The organism is Shewanella schlegeliana (assembly GCF_016765635.1).
Lineage (GTDB): Bacteria > Pseudomonadota > Gammaproteobacteria > Enterobacterales > Shewanellaceae > Shewanella > Shewanella schlegeliana.
Genome location: NZ_JAESVD010000001.1, coordinates 56,051 through 77,005, shown reverse-complemented (window position 1 = coordinate 77,005; position 20,955 = coordinate 56,051). Strand labels below are relative to the sequence as shown.

Genomic DNA, 20,955 nt, shown 5'->3' with positions numbered 1-20,955 from the left:
ATACTTTTATTGATTTTTTAGTCAGCAATTATAAATACAATGTTCGCTTTAAAATCACTAAATAGAAAACCAAGTGTAAACTTCGGCTAGTAAGCTAAATTGGTTTTACTTGAAACAATACAACAACTAAGCACTTAATAAGATAATTTACGCTTTATTGACAACATTAACATTCTGGATAAAACTTCTAATAAAAACAATACCTATAGCACATAACGCGCCAAAAAATGTACCAAGAATACATATCAGTGCTCGTTTAGGGCCTACCTTTTTTTCTGGGATTAGAGCTGGATCAATAGTTTTAAAAACATATTCATCTCTTACTTCTGCAAACATGATAGTTTTTGCTTGCTCTTCAATTAACTTATACAAAATTGAACGGATATCAGCGACATTAGTTAGTGCTATTTGTTTGTTTAAAAACTCACTACTACGAATGGCTTCAGCAACATCACGCTCTTTCATCACCTTGTTAATATCTTCAATCAACCAAGTGACCCACTGCTGGGCAATACTAGGCGATAGATGTTCAATAGATATTGTAACCATGCCTGTATCCTTCGAAAAGTTAACCTTAAATACTTCACTAAATTCTTTATAAGCCTCTTGCATTGAGGGTTCAGGCTTAAACGGTGCTTTAACCTCACGTACCCATGATTTCGTTTTCGGGATATAAATCTCGTCATCATAAACAACCATATTAGTTGTCATATCCCACCTCTCCCCAGCCATCAGGTCAGGGAGGATATTGTGATTTTGAATAAATTGGCTAGTAAACTGGCGTGACCTCATCACTTCAATTGCCAATTGTGTTTTATCAACCCCTCCGCCTGCAGCAAGGTTTATTCCAGCCATACTCGCTAAGCCACCAAACTGACCAGCTAATGCGCTTAGTCCACCGCCTTGCTCTTCGCTTGCTGGGGCTAATAGAGCCTCAGATTTGTACGTATTTGGCAGCATAAGTGCGAAGATCACAGAGCCAACGGCAAATACTGCTGTGATAGCGATGATTAGCCATTTGCCTTTCCAGATAACAGAGAATAGTTCTCGCAGATCGATCTCATCGTCGGCCGGCGAAGCCGATGCAAACTGGTGATCTTGTGTATATTTATTAATTTCGTTGGACATTTAAAACTTATCTCATTGTTTAAGTTTTCGAATACGGTTGACGGAACGCTTTGCTCACAGAGCACTTCGTTTACGGTTCCAAGCTAAGAGCTGAACGGTCTGCGACCTTAAGCTAAGACGAACGCTCGCAAGTTCGTTTACGGATAACAGAACGCTTCGATTACGGTAAGAACTTAAAGCCAAAGCGAACGCTTCACTAAACGTTATTGCGAACTTGTATACTCTTTATCAATCCAGCAAGCATCGCCGATACTCTCTCTGATTTTGTAAGTAGCTCATCCACAAATTCAGCTTCTAGATATCCTATATCTTTACCTATCATGGCCTGTGTCATAACTTCGGCTAGCGATGCTTTAGCAATATATAAAAACTGCACTTGCTCTTTTGCCCCCTGACGTTCAACTCCCTCAGCTATGTTTGAAGGTACAGATAGACCTGAGCGCGTAATTTGGTCTTTGAATCCCCAATCACGTAACTCTTTAGCCTCTATGTATATTGAACATGAGAGTTGATAGCTTAACTGCCACACTTCAAGCTTTTGAAACTTCATAACCATCCTTGGTTTTAAGTGCAGTGACGAACGCTGGCTTACCGAATACGGTTAACGGAACGTTCGTAAGCTCACTGACGAATAGCTTAGCCATTAGAATCAGTAAGGCCAAAGGCCGTTCCGTAGCCCTTTCGGCGTTCCGTTAGCATAGCGTTCTCTAGTCGCTTCGCGACGTTCGTATAAGCACCTAGGGTGCTTTAAAGATTTGCGACTGTGGCGAATGCGACTGCGCTGTTGTAGATGATTTGAGTCACTTGCGTCCAAAGCGTTAGGTTGTCTTTGTACTCAGTGTCTAGCGGTACGATAATGGTGTCGCCAGGTTGTAAGCTTGACTCATTGCTAAACCATAATGAACGATTTGGTAGCATTACAGAACCATCGGCCTTGATAACGTAAGTTCTATCATCGTCGGCACGTTCTCTTGCGCCACCAGACATTGCTAGATATTGATCAATGGTTTGGCCTTCTTTAAATCTGTGAGTCGCGGCATGTTGCACTTCGCCCATGACAGCAATTGTTTGCTTAGTTGATGGGACATAAAGTACGTCATGATCTTCTAATTGAAGGTCGGCTTGTTTTATACCGATCGATATTGCAGAAAGATCCACGACCAAACGACCGACAGCTTTAATCGTCTCCAAGTCAGTTAGCATCAACTGTGCATCGGCATAATTAACTACGTTACCGTCTTTCGAGACACCGCGAGTAGCAATATCACGACGCATTTGGTCGGCAAGCTTTTTAATCTCTAATTGCTCTTGCTGACGCACTGACTCACGTACAAATACTGCTGATGGCAGGTAAGCATATTGGGTAAAACCACCGGCACGTTTTAATACATCTGCCAAAGTTTCACCGCGGCGAATGTTGTAAGTACCTGGGAATTTAACCTCTCCGCGGATCTCTACTGATTTGTTCTCTTGCCAATCAGGCGTTGTCATCACAGTTAAGATATCGCGGCCTTTCAATGCGATATTCTGGGTGGCATCACCTTGAAGTGCAGCTTCTAGTGCAATATTTGTATGCTTGATTGCAGAACCATCTACTGTTGTATAAGTACTGGTTAATTCTGCACGTGGAGTATATGCGCCCTCTTCAAGACCGCCTGCCGCTGCAACTAAGTCTTTAATGCGAGCATTAACAGCTAACGGATAGATACCAGGGTTATTTACTCGGCCGTTGATAGCAACAGCTTGCACGCCTTTACCAGCTCGGCCTTGGCTATTTAGCTTCATGATGACAGGGTAAAGAAGCTCGCCCCTATTCATCTCACCACTTAACTTAATAAGATCGCTATCTTCAAAAAGGTTAATCAACATCTTGTTGACTTCGCCTTTAATCGCTTTGGCTGTTGGGTCCTCTTCAGCACCTTGGCTGTTAATTGCTACGCCGCCAAGTTCAGAGCGGTCAGCAAACTTCTGTTGCTTTAGCTGTGAGAATCCCGCCTCAAACAGGTCATTACCAATTAATGAGTTACCAGCAAGTGACTGAACTTTTTGTACACGCTCTTTTACTAGCTTATTGAGTTCATAACGATTTTGGCTTAAATCACTAAAGTTGAAGAAAATAACTTTATCACGAGCCTGTAGGGTTAAGTCTTGCGAAGCAACTTTGCCATTAATCGCTTTTGCAGGTGAGAATTGATAAACCTGAATATCACCTTGCTTATTAATTTCACGTACTATAATAGCGTATTCAAGATCTGCAGATACAGAAAGATCACCCCAGATAGATGGTACTAAGTCACTCACTTTTTGACCGTGATACCACTGATATTTGCCAGGGCGAACCGCGGCCCCGACAACCGTAATAGCATCTTCATATTGAGTGGTCGCACTCTTTACGCGAATCACATCGCCAGCGAGGACTTTAGTTGCTTTACCTTTGTTTGATGTTAAATCGACATTTAAAATAGATTTAAGGCTGTTAGCATTGAAACGCTCAACACTACTGCGTCTTGGATAGGCTCCTGGTTTAATACCAGCGGCCATCTCAATCACTTGCGCCATGGTTTCATTCTTTTTAAGCTCATAGATAGCAGGGCGACGAACTTCACCCGTTACGCTAACTAAGCCACCTACAGCAGGAATAAAGACTACGTCACCAGAGCGCAGGTTAATGTCGCCCGATGCATCACCACGAAGCAGTAGATCATAGAGATCCATACTACCTACAAGCTTGCCGTTACGTTTTACTTGAATATTACGCAGCGAGCCGATTTCATTAACGCCACCGGCAACGAACAATGCCTGTGTAATGGTTGAAAGACTAGAAACCGTATAAGAGCCAGGGCTGTATGCGTCACCGGCAACGAAGATACGGATTGAGCGTAATTCGCCCATAGTAATATTTGACTGAATACCAATCATCTGTTGGCTGATACGCTCAGATAAGCTTTCACGTAACTCGCTAAATGTTAAGCCTGCGACAGTGATTGGACCTAGCTCTGGAAACTGGATAACCCCTTCACGATTGATAACAAGGTCATACTCTTTATTGTCTTTACCAAAAAGCTGAACTTTAATGTTGTCACCAGGGCCAACTAAATATTCACTCGGCACAGGCACATCAGAAACGGGGGCAAAAGTCGTTGGTTCACCGGCAAAGAGGTCATAACCAAAGCGTTGTAGTTCTTTCTTATTGTTATCTTGCTCGAAATCCAATTCATTGTTAGCGGTTGAGGACTGATCGACAACAACATTTGTGTTAACGCGCTCGTTAACCACTGGAGGATTTTCAACTTGCGGCTGAGAACTCCCCGCACCACCTAGCATCGATGGGTCAACACCATACTGCTTGGCTAAGCGTTGCTGCTCAGATGCCGGAAGATTTTTAAATTGCTCTATCATTTGCGGAGAAGGCGTGATTGCACTCGCCTGCCCTGACAGTAGTATCAGCGCTGACATGCCAGCTATGATGAGTTTTTTAGTCTTGTTAAGCACCAGTGTTCTCCGAGAGAGGTTTAAAAAATAGGTTAAAAGCTGAGACGGTTTAAAGCCGAAACAAACAAAGACGGTAAAACAAAGAAGGACGCTACGCTGCTAGGGCGTGACTATTTGTTTCAATTGAATGTCACTGCGAGAGCGTCGCGTTGCTCCTTCTAGGTTCTAGGTTCTAGGTTCTAGGAGAAGCATAAGTCAAAAGCGGTTGTCTTTAGCTATTAGATTTTCCTAACAGCGAAGCGTCCTAGAAGTGAGCTTGCGAACGTCCTAGTACCTAGGTCATTCTTAGCTTTTAGACACGCTACCGCCCATGGATTACGGCTTCCAAAGTGCCCATCCGCAGTGCGGACATACCTGATTTAGTGTCATTTATTTCAAATTAACTTAAGGTAAAACCAGCAGCGGACTGTAACCGTTTGCCCTGAGTTCTACATTAAATTAATTCATTTTCAATCGTTTTTGCTCATTTCTTGCTAACCTCTGAATTCTCTCCTATAACCTAGTAATGAATATTCAAAATTCATTGATTAAATAGATAGATAGTTCTTAAGCGCAGATTTAAATGCATTCTCCTTTCTGCAAGCCAAATTAGCCCAACCAGCAAATTAAAGCAGCGCGCAATTATACACTACTCTTCTCTTCAGAGCAGTAACGCACGGGCAACATATTGTTTAGATGGTGATACTTTGTACACGAGCGATAACTACGTTTTCGATTAGAGCTTGATGACTTAGGTCGAACCAACTAGCTTCAACTTCTCTCTCGTGTCGTTTTATCCGATCCCCTTCACTTAATTAACAGGCTATCTTAACTAACGACCACACGCTAACTATACACACACAAACTATCATATCTTCCCTTTTAACAGGCTTTGCCGATCCGTTTTAATAAGTTCTTATTTGGTTCTAAGGCCGTTGACTTATCCACGATAATTTTCAATCTTTGACCATAGCTATGGCGAATGTCTCACAAAGTTAGTGGCAAAAGTGGAATTTTGAACGATTACTCCAATCTTCAAAGTGGACAAAAATCCCACAACCTAAACTCTTAGCAATAGCTAAAGCACATTTAACAACTTGGTCTTAACAGGTTGAATGGTATCTTTATCTACTATCACTCGTTGTTGTTTCCCCATTAACTCAAACAATACAAAACAGCGCTTTTCACCGTTTACCTCGTCAAAAATCCCTTCAAGCTCTACAAAGGGCCCTTTGGTAAAGCACACCTTATCTCCTGATTTCATTTCAGGTATTGCTCGGGATTCTTCCGGCATTAATTTTGAGAGTAACTTATGCTCGCGCATTTTTATTGCGTGAATGACACTATCATCAATGGCGGTCATCAGCTCTTTACAGCCGACAAGCCTGATAACACCGCGGGTATTATGTATTTTGGCAACACTGGTAACTTCGGGGTCAAAGTTAATAAACAAGTAACTTGGGAAAAGCGATACACGTCGCACGGTTGCTTGTCCTTTTACTAACTTCTCTTCTGGATAGGTAGGCAGATAAGTTTCAATTTGCTGAAGAGCCAGATTTTGCTGCGCTCGGGCCTCGCCTCGAGATTTGCAATATAATAGATACCAAGCCTTCATTTACTTCTCTCACCTTTAATTCAACAGCTATTCACAATCAGTGACGTCCTATTCACGGCATGAATACTAACAAACATGCGCCCCCCATTGGAAGTCCAAGACGAAGCAAAGACAAGCCAGGTCGCAGTTTTGATATTTCTCTGCAGCGTCAACTTTTAAGAGGTCAATATGTGGTCAGTCACATTTTCAAAATTGACTTTTGCCGCTCATAAAGGGTATATAAGGTAGGCTTTATCGCATTTGGCGCTATTTTTAGTGGCAAATAATAAAAATTAGAATACAAGCCAACAATAAAGCAGTCAAACACGCTACAAAACAAGTTATTATTTAACACTTTTAACTGACTTTGTTTGTGAATGGCTGGAATAATTTAAGTAAATCAATTTTCTGTGGTGAAAATTATGCTACAGGCAATCACAAGTGAAGGTGGAAGAATACATGAGCGCAGCAAAACCCCAGGGGACGATGCTCGGGCATCCTAAGGGACTGTTCCTGTTGTTTACAACAGAGTTATGGGAACGTTTCAGTTATTATGCAATGCGTGCGATCTTGGTTTTATACCTAGTAGACGCAGTGCAATCTCAAGGTGGTCACGGCATGGGCTGGACCCAAGCTGACGCACTTTCTCTTTATGGTACATTTACTGGTTTAGTTTATTTAACACCACTTATCGGTGGCTGGTTAGCTGATACTTACCTAGGTCAACGAAGAGCGATTATGATTGGTGGCGCATTAATGGCCGCTGGTCAATTTATTCTTGGTACACCTCATGCTTGGGTACAGGGCATGGAAACCGAAGTGTTTTATATCGGTTTAGGTGTTTTGATCCTTGGTAACGGTCTCTTTAAGCCGAATATCTCAACTATGGTTGGTGATCTATATGAAGAAGGCGATCACCGTCGTGACGGCGCGTTTACTATCTTCTATATGGGTATCAACGTTGGTGCTTTCTTATCAGGTATTATCGTAGGTGCAGTTGTAGCCTATTACGATGGTAACTTCCAAGCAGGCTTTATCTGTGCCGGTATTGGTATGATTTTGTCACTAATCATCCAATTCATGTTTGCTCAGAAGCTACTTGGTGATATTGGCCGAGTGCCTGCTGCACAGCTAGAAAAAGAAAAAGCTGCAGCGGCTGGGGAAGTTCGTAAAGAACCACTAACTAAAATCGAACGTGACCGCATTAAAGTGATTATGATCATGGGTCTATTCACAATCATCTTCTGGGCTGGCTTTGAGCAGGCAGGTGGTTTAATGAATATCTTCACTAACGATTTCACCGACCGTATGATTGGCGGCTGGGAAGTACCAACGACTTGGTTCCAGTCACTAAACGCCATGTTTATTGTTATTTTTGCCCCTGTGATCGCTTCTATTTGGATCCGCTTAGGTAAGAATGAGCCAAACTCACCAGTTAAGTTCGCACTAGGTCTAATTCTACTTGGTATTGGTTTCCTATTTATGATCGGTGCTGTTTTAGAGATGGGTGGTGACGCAAACGCTAAATCAAGCATGTGGTGGTTAGTGGGTGCATACTTCTTCCATACTATGGGTGAGCTATGTCTATCTCCTATTGGCCTATCTATGGTAACTAAACTTGCTCCTCTGCGTATTGCCTCTTTAATGATGGGTGCATGGTTCCTATTTATCGCTGCAGCAAATAAGATTGGCGGCATCGTTGGCTCGTTAATTGGTCACGGTGGTGGCAAAGAAGAGCAACTTGCCAATGCAATGTCTATCTTTGCTGGTATCGCTATTACAGCAGCTGTATCTGGTATCATCCTGTACTTCATGGCTGACAAGCTTGTTGACTGGATGCACGGTGCAGAAGACAGTACTCACCACTCTGAAGAAGAAGCTCTAGAAGAAGAGATTGCTGTTACAGCAGAACATGAAGCGATTAGAAGATAGGTTCTAGGTTCTAGGTTCTAGGTTCTAGGTTCTAGGTTCTAGGTTCTAGGTTCTAGGTTCTAGGTTCTAGGTTCTAGGTTCTAGGTTCTAGGTTCTAGGTTCTAGGTTCTAGGTTCTAGGTTCTGCAAAACAATAAAAATGCTTCGTAGTAATACGAAGCATTTTTTGTTTATGGCACCGTTAGTTTATAAAGAGTCTTTTCTTATCAAAATTAATGCCGCTAGCATTGATGATATTTGCTTGGCTTCATCTATCAAAACTAAAGCTTTTTCCTTATCCACTAACCCTACCTCTATTGCTATATATAGTTGAGTAACTAACTCACCCGCGGATCCCTTGGAATAATACATAAAGCGTGCAGACTCTTTGGCTGTTTGCCTTTCTTCACCTTCTGCAATATTTGAAGGGATCGAAATGGCTGCTCTTGTTACTTGATCTTTAAATCCGAAATCATTACAGCTTTTAAATAAATGGTAGATATTGCAGCTAAGCCTCGATGCCCTCTTCCAAACATCCAAGTTTTCAAAATTCAGTGTTTTCATATATTCATCCTTGAATAAACAAAGTCCTTAGTCATTATAGTTAATGTTCACACTTTGTTTTAACGCACTTCCTAGAACCTATTGCCTTTTTCTTCTAGTACCTATTTCAATGACAATTGCATATACCCGCCTGGTTTAGAGTCGGGCTTATGGACTAAACCGTGAAACTGATTGTTGAGAAGTTGCTGTTTATGTTCATTGACTACTGTGGAAATACATAACTTCTCGCCAAATTGTAAGGTTCTAAATTGTAGGCTTGGCTTACTCCAATTTGCCATGCCAAGCTGTAAAGATCCTGCCAGTGCAATGGGAGACAACCCCTCACTATTTTTCAGGTAACAGCGAAACTCGCTGCCAGCCTGAGCAATGGCGGCTCGATAATGCGTCAATTCAACCACGATGTAGGTCATATCGGCAACAATGCCTAGCCCTGATTTACTCATACGGTCGTTAAGGTAGATCAACATATTAAAGGGCTCTGTTATCGACTGAGATATTCCATTTCGATAGAGCTTGAGCTTGTGATTAACAAAGCTCTTTAATAACACTGATGCAAAAGCTGCACGATTGTCGTGGGGATGGAAATGTGCCATATACATCATCACATGATTTTCATCTATCATGGCGGTATCGATGAAGTGGGCACTCACCTCATCTGTATTAAATAGGCTATAGTCGATGACTACACCACTATACTCAATGCGACTAGGTGGAAATAACTGCTGCTGAACGCTCTTGGCCGCTTCACCGCATTGCTCTAGCAGTGCAAGATTCTCGTTCAACTCTAAGTAAGATAGTGACTCCTGTTCATCAAAGTTCAAAGAGTCCTCAAGCGAGTCATTTACGCATTCACGGATGGCGTTTTCAATTAGATAAAGATCGGATACAGGCTTAACCAGATAATCACATGCGCCATGGCGTAATGCTTCTATCACGTCAGACATGGCTTGATTACCGGAAATGATGATTGAAGGAGTCCCTGGACGATATTGATTCATCGCCTTTAGCATATCTAAGCCTCCTAGCTTAGGCATACTCAAATCGGCAATCACAAGATCAAAACGTTCTGCTTTAAAGCTGTTTAGTCCTTGCTCACCATCATCAGCTTCAACAACCTTTGCACCGCGACTGATAAGGTAAGACGTGACTAATTTACGGAACACGGGATCGTCTTCCACAAATAGTATGGTTAACTCGTTTAGCGCCATAAGCTGCCCTTTGACAACAGCGTAAACAAACATCCGTGTTACTTCTGTTTGCGCCTTAAGCGGAGCTTTTATTCTTATCTGTCCACTTAACTAATGTTACTCTAATTCCTGCATGTACTCATCAAGCAACTCGTCATCGTCGTCACTTTGAGGAATGTCTCCGTCATATACCTTGTAGTCCATATGCTGAAAGTAGGCATCCTTTACAAAAGTATATGGGTCGAGCGCATTATCAACCAATCGTTCCTGATCGATTGCAGCTGCTCGAGTATGCAAGTTTTTAAGACCCCATTTTAAAACTGTCTGCCAGAAAGTCAGCTCAGACAGAGGGAAGTATAGATCATCAACCCAATCAGACGCGAGTTCACGAGTAACATAGGGACCGAAAAATGGAGCCATGAAATAAGGGCCATTTGGCACACCGTAATAGCCAAGCACTTCATTGAAAGCATCTTGTTTACGTTCCATCCCCATCATCTCGGCAACATCAATCACCCCAAGCAGGCCCAATGTGGTGTTGACCGTAAAGCGCCCGCCAGCATTCGCAGCCCAGCCCCACTTTCCTTGCAACGTATTGTTTACGAGGCTTGATGGTTCCTCAAGATTAAGTACAAAGTTGTTAATACCGCTTTTAACTGGATGGGGAACATAGTCATTGTAACCGTGAGCAACTGGGCGATAGAAATACCTATCCATAAACAGATAGTTAAAGTCCCACATAGCACGGTTAAAGCCTTCAATAGGATCACGGGGGTCATTGTAAGTTACCGTCACTTGTTGACGAGTATCCGTACTGATATCTTCGGCCGCTTCTATCGATGGTATTGCAATTATCGTCAGAGAAAGCACAATCCATTTAAACTTCATAATTGTCTCTTTGAAAAAGATTTTACTCTATTACTTATAAACACTTACCCTTCCTTGGCTATCAGCTCACACTTCAACCAACTCAAGATTGCGTCAACTCAATATAATTAGCAATCTGTTTATCTTGCAAAAAATCTTTCGATTCAATGCAATGGATAAACAGAGGCACATAAATCATTATTCACGCTAAAGTCGTAGGCCTTTAGTGTCGATACAGTTCATATGACCGTAGATTTAACCAAAAAACAACATAACCAGCTAAATATATGCATTTTGATCTGAAGGACGACTTAGGATACTGGGTTGCCACATAAGATCAATTTTAAATTTGTTAATAAGTATATAGCGTTAGTTGTTTAAGCCATTTAACAATCACACTAAACTTCCATAGTTTTACAGTAATAAAAGAGTTAAATTTTGGACCCTTTAACGAGCCAACACATAATCAATACTCCTCTTAAAGAGACCGGATTCTCTTCAGGAAAAAGTGCTCATGCATTCGTGCCAGTTTCTGTCACTGTCACTAGCTCCGGTGTTAAACTTAGCCTTTCTGGTAAGCAGTACGGTGTAAAAAGCGCTACTCCACTGCCTCTAACACATCTTCTTAAAGCTCAACGTTTCCTGTTAAATATAGTTCAAGTTAATAGTATTATTTCGCAATCTAGTTTAATTGCTCTAGGCCCCTCTCATAACCAAGCTTTACCGCAAGCACTGCTTTCGGTAATAGGTCGTCACCCAAATCAAGAAAAAAAGCTACAACAGCTTGCAAAGCGTAGAGAGGGGTATCCACTACCAAACGCAAAAATTGAAGCCAATCAAATTCTGTTCGACAAAACGCCAGCAATAAAATTAGAGCAATCTAACACGCTAGTAAAAGGCACCTATGCAGCCTGTATAAAGACCCAAGGTGATGAATTACAACTGTGCCTCTCTCCGATTCAATTTAATGCGCAGATCTCATTAACTGACTTAGATACGGGAGCAGTGGCTCTGCAAGCGACTGAAACGCCGCAGTCAGAAGGTAAACAATCTTCACCTTTAATCGATATTAACACCGAGTATCAAACGTTTTTAAAGCGTCTAGGAGCGATATCTACGGCGCATATTTTAAAAGACAACGAACTGCCTAAGGAGTCTCAACACACTAATGCCCCTGTAGAAAGTACAGAAATAGTACCCGACATGAACAAGCGCTTTCTTGCTGGAGCATTACGTAAAGCGGGAGGTTTACCAACAACGTCTTCAGCAAGAGAAGCTGTCGAACAAAACCTAGCAACGGCGCTGCAGCGGATCCTACCAAACCTTATTCCTGAACCTTTAGCGGATTTAACTCATCCACAGCGACTAAAACAGGCGATAGAAACGATGCTACAGCTATCTGCTTCATCATCAATCGAAATACCAAGTGCTGCAAGTTCACATACCGAAATCATTCACCTGCTATTTCTACTGCTTTTAGGCCGAAAGAACTCTCAAACAGTGTCACCAGAGCTAGCGAACAAGCTTAAAAATCTACAACAACAGCTTGGGTTGCCCGATCCCTTAATGAAACTACTCGAAGCTTCTGCCAGCCAATCATCTATTGGTAAACTAATAAGTAACTTAAATCTGTATCAACAAGCTTGCAGCAAGAATGAGCAAACTACTGAATACTACTTTGCTCTTCCCTACTCTATTAATCACTATCAAGAGCAACTAGAAGGTCAAATACAAAAGCAACCTTCTAATGACGGACAAAAATCGATTTGCTGGAACCTAAAGTTAAAGTTCAATTTGGCCAGCGGCGCAGTTTTAGTGACGGCTAAGATGCTACAGCACGCTAAATCACAGCATATGTATCCGCAAACAGACACTCTCTCTCTTAGGTTTTCAAGTAATAATGAGTCTCTGCTTAATAAGATCAAGCTGTTACAACATTCCTTGTCTCAAAAAATTGAAGCTATTGGCTTTTCAACAGTGTCAATTAACACCGAACTGAAAAGTGTTCCGGCAAGTTTACTACCGGGGGAGCATTATCTGGTAAAGGTTGAGGTTTAAATTCGTTATCGCCAAGAGAGTCACTGAAAGAGAAAGAGAAAGAGAAAGAGGAAGACAATGCCTGACGAAGAAAAACTAACTAAAGCGGTCGCGATAAGTTATCAACAAGGTCACGCGCCTAAAATCAGTGCAAAAGGCGAATCGGCTCTTGCAGAAGAAATCATTGCCTTGGCGCAGGAGTCGGGGGTCTATATTCATCAAGATGAGCATCTGTGTGACTTTTTACAACGCTTAGAGGTCGGTGATGAGATCCCTAAAGAGCTTTACCTGGTCATCGCAGAGCTTATTGCCTTTGTATACGTACTCGATGGTAAGTTTCCAGAGAAATGGAACAACATGCACCAGAAGATCATGGAAGAGATTTAAAGCGAAGAAAGGTCCTAGGAAAAGCAGGTTCTAGGTACATCAATAAACAATGAGACTAAGACGAACGGCCTGCGGCCTTACAGCACGTGGCTTCGCCACTACGGAACGCTTCGCTTACGGAAACAGGAAAAGGACGTCGCGCAGCGACTTCTAGGTTCTAGGAAAACAAAAAAGATTAAAGCGAAAGAAATATAAAAATCCTGAAGTCTCTGCATAAACGATCTTAGCTTGAACCGTCTTAGCTTGAACCGTCAGCGCAGCGTTCTGTGAGTGAACCTGCGAACGTTCCGTTATCCGTAAGCGAAGCGTTCGTCTCAGCTTTTCCTAGGACCTCGAAGTGAGCCTGCGAACGCCCTAGAATCTTCTATTTCCCATGTAATCGGATCAATAATTCGGCTTCGGCTTTCGGTAGCTCACACTCTTCAATAAGCTCTTCAACGCCAGCGCCTAAGGCTACCATCTTCATCGCTCGGGAATATAATCTAGCCTGAGGGTCTTGCTGACTACTCTCTTCGAGTTTAGCGTCTTGCTTCGAGAGTTTATTTTCTAGCTCTAACATACGGCGACCGACACCTATGGTGCCACTACGCAGTTCTTGCAGTTCACGCTTCACCGCTTCTCGCTGCTTATCCCCCTCTTTCACGAGTAGCGTTAACGCATCGACTTTTGCACGCAGCTTTGCTGTTTGCTTTTGCAAATAAAGCACTAATGCTAAACAAGCTACAACAAAAACGAGTGCAGCAGCGATTAAGATTTCTTCGGCTATCATTAATAACTCTTCTTGAAAAAGGTTCTAGGTTCTAGGTTCTAGGTTCTAGGTTCTAGGTTCTAGGTTCTAGGTTCTAGGTTCTAGGTTCTAGGTTCTAGGTTCTAGGTTCTAGGTTCTAGGTTCTAGGTTCTAGGTTCTAGGTTCTAGGTTCAGCAAAATAAATCGAAACCAAAGCGTTACAAGCTTATGCATTTGCTTTTCCTAGAACCTAGCAGGACGAAGTCCGCCCTATAAGCGAAGCGCCCTACTACCTTCTAATACTTTAGATCTGCGTTAGCTCTATCCACTCTTCGTCTGAGAGTAGTTTATCTAAATCGACCAAAATGAGAAGCTCGCTGTCACGATTGCTTACGCCTTGAATAAACTTAGCGCTCTCCTCGGTACCCACATTGGGAGCATTATCGATTTCAGAGCCACGTAGATAGACCACTTCAGCTACGCTATCGACTAAAATACCGATCACCTGCTTCTCGGCTTCGATAATCACAACACGTGTCGAGTCATTTACCTCTGCAGATGCAAGACCAAAACGTGAACGGGTATCAATCACCGTCACCACATTGCCACGCAAGTTAATAATCCCTAACACGTAATGAGGCGCTCCAGGTACAGGAGCAATCTCGCTATAACGCAATACTTCTTGAACCTGCATTACATTAATACCGTAGGTTTCGTTATCAAGCTTAAATGTTACCCACTGCAATACTGCATCTTCGCTACCTGCGGCAACCTTTACACTGTTTGAACTTGTCATAATGGCCTCAATCCATAGCCCGTTGGCTATCTGTTAAACTATTCTTTTAATGTTCGTTTTCTATTTTTCTTTTCTATTTGCTTAGTGTGTGATTTTAGTGCTCTATTCCCACTCAGCATAAGCATAGCTATCAATACGAGTAGATCCAATAGACTTTTGTCGTCTACTCGCTATATCGGCCAATCGTCCACTTTCTTTATAATACCGTCACGAGTCTGGATTCGTCATAATACAGCTATGATTGAATCACATCTTGGCATCCCATGCCTGCCCCCAGCATCTGTACTAAGGCTTCGACATTTAATATGCCGCACATCTGCTCTTTTACCACTCCGGCAAGCCAAGGGCGCTTACCCGCTTGACTACGCCAATTTACCTCGGACTTTTTAATGTTTATCGTGTTGATTAACGACTCACAGCCAAGCCCCCAGTGACTGTCTTCAAGCACGACCACATATTGGTAGCTCACTTTTTGTGCCAGCGCCGCATCATACTTTTCTGGCATGACCCAAGCGCAAGTATCCACAACATTTAGCTGCGCATCGCGATATTGCTGTACCCCCAGATACCAATCAGGGCGTCCAATTAAAGAGGTCACTTTTTCCAAATTAACAATACCACCAAGACTAACTAAGGGGACTGCTAGAGTGAGCCCTGCCACATTAAAGAACAGGACTTGAAACTCCTCATCAAGCTTATCGAGTAACGTCTGCGTCGAACTAATCTGAGTCGCTGTCAGAGCGGCTGTCTTAGGCGGGTTTATAACGTCCGGTGTTGCGCTTAAGCTCTCCTTGACCTCTTCAGCACTATCATTAGTGACAGGCTCAATAACTAGTTGTAACAGTGCAGTTGAAGACTTCTCTTCACTTTCGGTTATACCGACTTGAGACTTAGAAACAGTAACAGCCTCACTCAATGCAGGCACAAGGTTAGCATCGCAAGAAACCTGCGTTGAGGCTTGCGGTTTGATATTTTCGCTGGACGCTTCGGTTTTAGCCTTAGCAAACAGTAGCTCTAACGCTTGTCGACTGAGTCTTTCATCGACAGACTCTTTTTCAGGTCTATTCGCTTTGACAACCTCAGCTTTCGCTAGCTCGGCTTTGGGTTCGCTCAATAACAGCGAAAAGTAATCGCATACCGCATCATCAACTGATTTTGACATGGCATAGATCCTTCGCAAGCAGATCATCAAGTAATCTATTGTAGGCCTTCACACCACGGCTACTTGGCGCGTAATGGGAAGCGGGTAAATGGCTCAAACTGGCATCTCTAAATTTTGTATCGACAGGAATAACTTCCTGCCATAACTCTTCGTTATAATCTTCATTAAGTTGTTTCAAGGCTGCTGAGGCTGCGCGAGTGCGTTTATCGTACATGGTCGGCACTATGGTGTAGCTGTAGTTAATTTTTTTTGACCGCCCCATAAGCAGCATGGTTTTGACCATACGATCTAGCCCTTTAATAGCGAGAAACTCTGTTTGCACTGGCACAATAATATGTTCACTGGCCGCAAGCGCATTGACCATCAACACCCCAAGTACTGGCGGACAATCAATAAGCACGACATCGTACTCGCCCTCGATAAGCTTCAATGCCTTTTTTAAGATCAGCCCCATCCCCTCTTCATGGCCAAGGCTGCGATCTAGCGTCGCAAGCGCCATGGTTGAGGGCATCAGATCTAACCCCTGCACATTGGTTGGTACAATATGCGTCTTGACCGTATCCACTGTTAGGCTCTTATGGCCTAAAAAAAGATCATACAGTGAGCAAGGTAATTGTTCACAGTCTATCCCTAAGTAATAACCCAAGGACGCATGAGGATCGGTATCAACCATTAACACCCGCTGACCACGTTTTACAAACGCCCCAGCAAGACTGGCAACAGTTGTTGTTTTACCCACTCCGCCTTTTTGGTTTGCAATGGTCCAGATCTTCAAAAAACCTCCTCAGGTTTTCACTGCTAATTGAGTCGTGCTTAAAACTTAGCTTTTTATGAAACTCTATATCTCATTGATACACAGGGCTTAGCCCTGCCAAATTTATCAAGCGAATGATATACCTGTTAATCAACGAGCTAGAAGCATAATTACTTATCAGGCTCTCTAGTTGTTACTCTGATCCCACCGTGAGGTAAACTGATAAGCTTCACACCATCTGCGGTTTCAGTCAGTGTGACTGACTTCTGAGGGAGCCTATTACTTGTATTTGTGACCACTTTAGAGATAGATTTTGTCTGCTCTGGTTTGCTATTCGTCATTGCCTTGTTATTTTGCATAGGCTCTGACTGGCTCTTATGTATTGTGCTTTTTTGCGACAACGTCCCTGTAGGGGCTGAGTTAACTTTCGCGCCACTCAACTGAGCACGACTTTCAGGCTCTGACTCCGGATCGAGCTCATCGCTAGAGTCAGACATCTGCAAATGATTGCCCTTTGCACTCTGGCTCTGATTCGTCGGCGTTTGCTGAATGCCGGGGCCAATAGGCAAGACGGTCGACTCTCCCTGCTTAGCCTTATCGACAAAAGACTGTACAAAGTGGGGATTATTGGCCATCCAATTAGCCATCACCTCAGCTTGCTCGTCTGGCACCATAAGTAAAACCTGGCTATCTTTAAGCTGTTTCACTTCTGCAGAAAGTGACTTAATCTTGTGTAGCTGTTCAAAATACAGTGAGCCAAAGGTAAATGTGGCAATACTTAACAGAAACATCACCAGCAAGGATAGCGTGTTCATTGCGCCACGTTGCTGACTCAATCTAAGCTTAAGCTTGCCATTAGCCATTCATTGTCTCTTTTAGTATCGACTCGGCCATATGCTCTAAGGCAATAGATTTTGAAGCGATACCTGCCGCAGCGACGGCTTGTGGCATACCGTAAACCACACAGCTAGCTTCATCTTGCGCCCAAATTGTCGCGCCAATACTCTTTAGCATCCTAGCGCCTTCTCGACCATCGGCTCCCATACCTGTCAATACGACGGCTAAGACATCTCCACCAATCACTTTTGAAGCCGAAGCAAATGAGATATCGACACAGGGCTTGTAGTTCATATCAGGCTTACCAGCAAGCACTTTAATTTTGCCATGAGCGCCACCTCGCTCTAACATCATCTGCATACCGCCTGGGGCAAGATAAGCACAACCCGGCTTTAATAACTCTCCAGTTTCAGCTTCTTTTACCTCTATTTTGCACAAGCCATTCAATCTTGCGGCAAACGTCGGTGTAAACGCTGCAGGCATATGTTGAATAAGCAAAATAGGGTGTGGATAGTTAGCTGGAAATTGCGTTAGCACCTTTTGCAGTGCAACTGGGCCACCGGTAGAGGTACCTATCAATAGCGCCTTGTATTTTTTACCGCTACCCCTTGTCACCACGCTACTGCGCGCCGACGGTTTGTCACTCGCCCCTGCAGCATGACTGGTTGTTGCAGGCGCATTAACAGAGGTTCGAGAGAAACTAGAAGTAGGACGAGCCCGTTCGCTGCTAGGCAGGACTTTGTCATGTACTGGTACTGAGCGGGCTATCGGCCTAAAGAGACGTCGACGCCCCAAGGCTCGAATTCGCTGCTGCAGTAGTGCTATCGCATCATCTTTATTGCTAGCGATATCCTCAAAACGTTTTGGCAGGAAATCTAACGCTCCAGCATCCAACGCTTCCAATGTCGCTTTGGCACCGTCGTGGGTCAGTGAAGAAAACATCAAGATCGGAATAGGCTTGCTCGCCATGATCTCCTTAACTGCAGTGATCCCATCCATGACTGGCATCTCAATATCCATGGTGATCACTTGCGGATTAAGCTCTGCCGCCATCTTAACGGCCTCAGCACCATTTGCTGCGGTGCCTATCACTTCAAGCTCAGGGTCTCGATTGACAATCTCACTTACCCGTCGTCTAAAAAAGCTCGAATCGTCAACAACTAAAACTTTAATGGCCATTCAAATTCCTATACTGCATCTCAGGCTGGTTCAATGCTGTATCTAAATAGGGAATAACAAGTGTGACTCCGTTATTCCCTCGCTAATCCTGTTAGCTCTTGTTACGTGCGTAATGCTTTAGTAGACCCGGAACGTCTAGAATCAATGCGATGCCACCATCAGAAGTAATAGTTGCACCGGCCATTCCTGGCGTACCATGTAAAAGCGTGCCTAGCGGCTTAATAACCACCTCTTCTTGACCAATCAGTGAGTCAACCACGAAGCCAATCTGCATGGTACCTAACTGGACAATGACCACATGACCGTGTTGTTTATCACCGTGACTAAAGCCTGACTCTTTACGAGATAACCACTTCTCTAGATAGAACAAGGGTACCGCTTTATCACGTACAATAACGGTTAACTGGCCATCGACCACATTGGTCTTAGTCAGATCGAGATGGAAAATTTCGTTAACACTGGACAATGGCAAGGCAAATACTTGCTCGGCAACCTCAACCATCAAGGTCGGCATAATCGCTAGCGTCAGTGGTACCTTGATCTCAAGACGAGTGCCTTTACCCTGCTGCGAGTCGATATAAACCGAGCCGTTAAGCTGAGTAATGCGAGTCTTAACCACGTCCATGCCGACACCTCGACCTGAAATATCAGAGATCTCTACCTTAGTTGAGAAGCCCGGTGCAAAAATCAGGTTATAAGCCTCTTCATCACTCATGCGAGCGGCGGCATCCTCATCGAGCACACCTCGACTAATCGCGATCCCTTTAAGCTTTTCGGGATCCATTCCAGCGCCATCATCCTCAATTTTAAGCAGGATATGGTCACCTTCTTGGCTCGCAGACAGCGTAATAGTACCCGTACGCTCTTTACCGTTAGCCTCACGCTCGTCTGGCATCTCAATACCATGATCGACCGAGTTTCTCACCAGATGCACTAGAGGGTCGGCAAGCGCTTCGACTAGGTTCTTATCGAGGTCGGTGTCTTCACCCACCATCACAAGATCGATCTCTTTATTTAACGTACGCGCCAGATCTCTCACCACTCGTGGGAAACGGCCAAAGACTTTCTTAATTGGCTGCATGCGCGTCTTCATCACCGCGCCTTGCAGATCGGCGGTCACCAGATCTAAATTGGCTAATGCCTTCGACATCTCTTCATCATCACGTGAGATCCCAAGACTTAAGAGACGATTTCTCACTAATACTAACTCGCCGACCATATTCATGATCTGGTCGAGCCTTGAAGTATCGACACGCACCGTTGTTTCGGCCTGGGGCATACTGTTACCGCCGGCTTTTGGTGCGACTTTAGCGACTGGTTTAACTTCTGACTTAGGCTCTGGTTTAAGTTCTGGCTTTGGAGTCACTTTGGCCGCTTGATTGACTTCAATCTTAGCTTCCGCTTTAACATCAACAGCCTGCTGTGAGGTAGTGATTGCCTGAACGACCGGAGTGGATTGACTCGCCTGTGCGCTTGTCGACACACTTGCACTAGAGTCCTTGCCAGGACCGGCTCCTGAGCCATGTAACTCATCTAGCAGACGCTCAAATTCATCATCGGTAATCTCATCGGAGTCAACATCAGATGAGCTGGACTCTACTGGTGCAGGAGTTGCCGATGGCGCCTTAAACTGACCCGAGCCATGTAGCTCATCTAGTAAAGACTCAAATTCATCATCGGTGATATCATCTGAGGCTGATTGTTCTTGAGAAGAGGTTAGCTGCTCACTGACACCAGGGCCCTTACCCGAGCCATGCAGGGCATCGAGCAAAGCTTCAAATTCAGCATCATTGATATCATCGATACTGCCTGTCGTTTCATCAGTAGCTTGCTCGACTGCACTAGGCTGTTGAGTTGTAGGCTCGACTATCGTTTGTTCAACAACAGGCTCTGCAACAACTGCAGCTTCAACCACAGCAGTAGGCTCAGAGACTTGAGACTCAGCCATTTCTGATGGGAGTAACTCACCAGCACTTAATTTTTTAAGCTGCGTGAGCAAAGCAGGTTCGGCGGGGGACTGAGGCTGACCCGCCTGAGTTTCTGCGAACATTGAGTTGATAGAATCAACCGCTTGCAGGATAACATCCATCAAGCTAGCTGAGACGCCACGCTTGCCTGTACGTAACAGATCGAAGGTGTTCTCAGCTTCGTGACAGACGTCCACCATAGGCGACAAACCAAGAAATCCAGCACCACCTTTAACGGTGTGAAAGCCTCGAAATATGGCGTTAAGCAGATCGGTATCGTCAGGGTTATTTTCCAACGTGACCAGTTGTTCCTGTAGAAGCTCTAAAATTTCACCGGCTTCAATCAAAAAGTCCTGCAGTATCTCTTCATCAACATCAAAGGACATTC

The 20,955-nt window shown here is 43.8% G+C and carries 17 protein-coding genes; 3 read left to right on the top strand and 14 right to left on the bottom strand.

Annotated features, from left to right (window positions below; genetic code table 11):
• Window positions 1-147 precede the first annotated feature (147 nt).
• From JMA39_RS00385 to rfaH, 4 genes are all read right to left on the bottom strand, one after another.
• Window positions 148-1,128: a Wzz/FepE/Etk N-terminal domain-containing protein gene (locus tag JMA39_RS00385; RefSeq protein WP_202719871.1), complete on the bottom strand. Its 981-nt coding sequence runs from the start codon at window positions 1,126-1,128 to the stop codon at window positions 148-150.
• Between the two features lie 196 nt (window positions 1,129-1,324).
• Complete coding sequence (locus JMA39_RS00380) at window positions 1,325-1,678, bottom strand: four helix bundle protein (RefSeq protein ID WP_202719870.1); 354 nt, start codon at window positions 1,676-1,678, stop codon at window positions 1,325-1,327.
• A 197-nt stretch (window positions 1,679-1,875) separates the two neighbouring features.
• Entirely contained in the window at window positions 1,876-4,620 is a 2,745-nt protein-coding gene (locus JMA39_RS00375; protein ID WP_202719869.1) for an SLBB domain-containing protein, read from the bottom strand.
• A gap of 1,057 nt (window positions 4,621-5,677) precedes the next feature.
• A complete protein-coding gene (gene rfaH / locus JMA39_RS00370) occupies window positions 5,678-6,214 on the bottom strand; it encodes a transcription/translation regulatory transformer protein RfaH (RefSeq protein WP_202719868.1) in 537 nt (178 codons plus the stop codon).
• 438 nt (window positions 6,215-6,652) lie between these two features.
• Here rfaH and JMA39_RS00365 point away from each other — a divergent pair, with 438 nt between their 5' ends.
• Entirely contained in the window at window positions 6,653-8,125 is a 1,473-nt protein-coding gene (locus JMA39_RS00365; RefSeq protein ID WP_202719867.1) for a peptide MFS transporter, read from the top strand.
• A 185-nt stretch (window positions 8,126-8,310) separates the two neighbouring features.
• Here JMA39_RS00365 and JMA39_RS00360 read toward each other — a convergent pair whose 3' ends face one another.
• The 3 genes from JMA39_RS00360 to JMA39_RS00350 form a co-directional block, all read right to left on the bottom strand.
• Window positions 8,311-8,658, bottom strand: coding sequence for a four helix bundle protein (locus JMA39_RS00360; protein WP_237732552.1), 348 nt, complete (start codon window positions 8,656-8,658; stop codon window positions 8,311-8,313).
• Window positions 8,659-8,768: 110 nt separating this feature from the next.
• The gene (locus tag JMA39_RS00355; protein WP_202719865.1) at window positions 8,769-9,875 is read right to left on the bottom strand and encodes a response regulator; all 1,107 of its coding nucleotides are present in this window, start codon (window positions 9,873-9,875) and stop codon (window positions 8,769-8,771) included.
• A gap of 96 nt (window positions 9,876-9,971) precedes the next feature.
• Complete coding sequence (locus tag JMA39_RS00350; protein ID WP_202719864.1) at window positions 9,972-10,742, bottom strand: MlaA family lipoprotein; 771 nt, start codon at window positions 10,740-10,742, stop codon at window positions 9,972-9,974.
• Between the two features lie 417 nt (window positions 10,743-11,159).
• Here JMA39_RS00350 and JMA39_RS00345 point away from each other — a divergent pair, with 417 nt between their 5' ends.
• Entirely contained in the window at window positions 11,160-12,779 is a 1,620-nt protein-coding gene (locus JMA39_RS00345; protein ID WP_202719863.1) for a hypothetical protein, read from the top strand.
• Between the two features lie 57 nt (window positions 12,780-12,836).
• A complete protein-coding gene (locus JMA39_RS00340) occupies window positions 12,837-13,145 on the top strand; it encodes an EscU/YscU/HrcU family type III secretion system export apparatus switch protein (RefSeq protein ID WP_202719862.1) in 309 nt (102 codons plus the stop codon).
• 364 nt (window positions 13,146-13,509) lie between these two features.
• Here JMA39_RS00340 and JMA39_RS00335 read toward each other — a convergent pair whose 3' ends face one another.
• The 7 genes from JMA39_RS00335 to JMA39_RS00305 all read right to left on the bottom strand — a co-directional run bounded on the left by JMA39_RS00335 (window position 13,510) and on the right by JMA39_RS00305 (window position 20,953).
• Window positions 13,510-13,914, bottom strand: coding sequence for a DUF2802 domain-containing protein (locus tag JMA39_RS00335; RefSeq protein WP_202719861.1), 405 nt, complete (start codon window positions 13,912-13,914; stop codon window positions 13,510-13,512).
• 262 nt (window positions 13,915-14,176) lie between these two features.
• On the bottom strand, window positions 14,177-14,668 hold the full coding sequence (locus tag JMA39_RS00330) for a chemotaxis protein CheW (RefSeq protein ID WP_202719860.1): 492 nt from the start codon (window positions 14,666-14,668) through the stop codon (window positions 14,177-14,179).
• Between the two features lie 235 nt (window positions 14,669-14,903).
• Window positions 14,904-15,830 carry a chemotaxis protein CheW gene (locus JMA39_RS00325; protein WP_202719859.1) on the bottom strand — a complete coding sequence of 309 codons (927 nt, stop codon included), beginning with the start codon at window positions 15,828-15,830 and terminating at the stop codon, window positions 14,904-14,906.
• Window positions 15,814-16,605 (bottom strand): ParA family protein, encoded by a 792-nt coding sequence (locus JMA39_RS00320; RefSeq protein WP_202719858.1) that lies wholly within the window; start codon window positions 16,603-16,605, stop codon window positions 15,814-15,816. The genes JMA39_RS00325 and JMA39_RS00320 overlap by 17 nt, the downstream gene beginning before the upstream one ends.
• A 149-nt stretch (window positions 16,606-16,754) precedes the next feature.
• Window positions 16,755-17,447 (bottom strand): hypothetical protein, encoded by a 693-nt coding sequence (locus JMA39_RS00315; RefSeq protein WP_202719857.1) that lies wholly within the window; start codon window positions 17,445-17,447, stop codon window positions 16,755-16,757.
• A complete protein-coding gene (locus tag JMA39_RS00310; protein WP_202719856.1) occupies window positions 17,440-18,600 on the bottom strand; it encodes a protein-glutamate methylesterase/protein-glutamine glutaminase in 1,161 nt (386 codons plus the stop codon). Before JMA39_RS00310 ends, JMA39_RS00315 begins: the two co-directional genes overlap by 8 nt.
• Window positions 18,601-18,691: 91 nt before the next feature.
• Window positions 18,692-20,953 carry a chemotaxis protein CheA gene (locus tag JMA39_RS00305; RefSeq protein ID WP_202719855.1) on the bottom strand — a complete coding sequence of 754 codons (2,262 nt, stop codon included), beginning with the start codon at window positions 20,951-20,953 and terminating at the stop codon, window positions 18,692-18,694.
• Between the last annotated feature and the right edge of the window lie 2 nt (window positions 20,954-20,955).

Excerpts from the sequence above, each read along its gene's own strand:
- JMA39_RS00385 (WP_202719871.1), bottom strand. The coding sequence starts at position 1,128 with ATGTCCAACGAAATTAATAAATATACACAAGATCACCAGTTTGCATCG.
- JMA39_RS00380 (WP_202719870.1), bottom strand. The coding sequence starts at position 1,678 with ATGAAGTTTCAAAAGCTTGAAGTGTGGCAGTTAAGCTATCAACTCTCA.
- rfaH (WP_202719868.1), bottom strand. The coding sequence starts at position 6,214 with ATGAAGGCTTGGTATCTATTATATTGCAAATCTCGAGGCGAGGCCCGA.
- JMA39_RS00365 (WP_202719867.1), top strand. The coding sequence starts at position 6,653 with ATGAGCGCAGCAAAACCCCAGGGGACGATGCTCGGGCATCCTAAGGGA.
- JMA39_RS00355 (WP_202719865.1), bottom strand. The coding sequence starts at position 9,875 with ATGGCGCTAAACGAGTTAACCATACTATTTGTGGAAGACGATCCCGTG.
- JMA39_RS00350 (WP_202719864.1), bottom strand. The coding sequence starts at position 10,742 with ATGAAGTTTAAATGGATTGTGCTTTCTCTGACGATAATTGCAATACCA.
- JMA39_RS00340 (WP_202719862.1), top strand. The coding sequence starts at position 12,837 with ATGCCTGACGAAGAAAAACTAACTAAAGCGGTCGCGATAAGTTATCAA.
- JMA39_RS00335 (WP_202719861.1), bottom strand. The coding sequence starts at position 13,914 with ATGATAGCCGAAGAAATCTTAATCGCTGCTGCACTCGTTTTTGTTGTA.
- JMA39_RS00330 (WP_202719860.1), bottom strand. The coding sequence starts at position 14,668 with ATGACAAGTTCAAACAGTGTAAAGGTTGCCGCAGGTAGCGAAGATGCA.
- JMA39_RS00325 (WP_202719859.1), bottom strand. The coding sequence starts at position 15,830 with ATGTCAAAATCAGTTGATGATGCGGTATGCGATTACTTTTCGCTGTTA.
- JMA39_RS00315 (WP_202719857.1), bottom strand. The coding sequence starts at position 17,447 with ATGGCTAATGGCAAGCTTAAGCTTAGATTGAGTCAGCAACGTGGCGCA.
- JMA39_RS00310 (WP_202719856.1), bottom strand. The coding sequence starts at position 18,600 with ATGGCCATTAAAGTTTTAGTTGTTGACGATTCGAGCTTTTTTAGACGA.
- JMA39_RS00305 (WP_202719855.1), bottom strand. The coding sequence starts at position 20,953 with ATGTCCTTTGATGTTGATGAAGAGATACTGCAGGACTTTTTGATTGAA.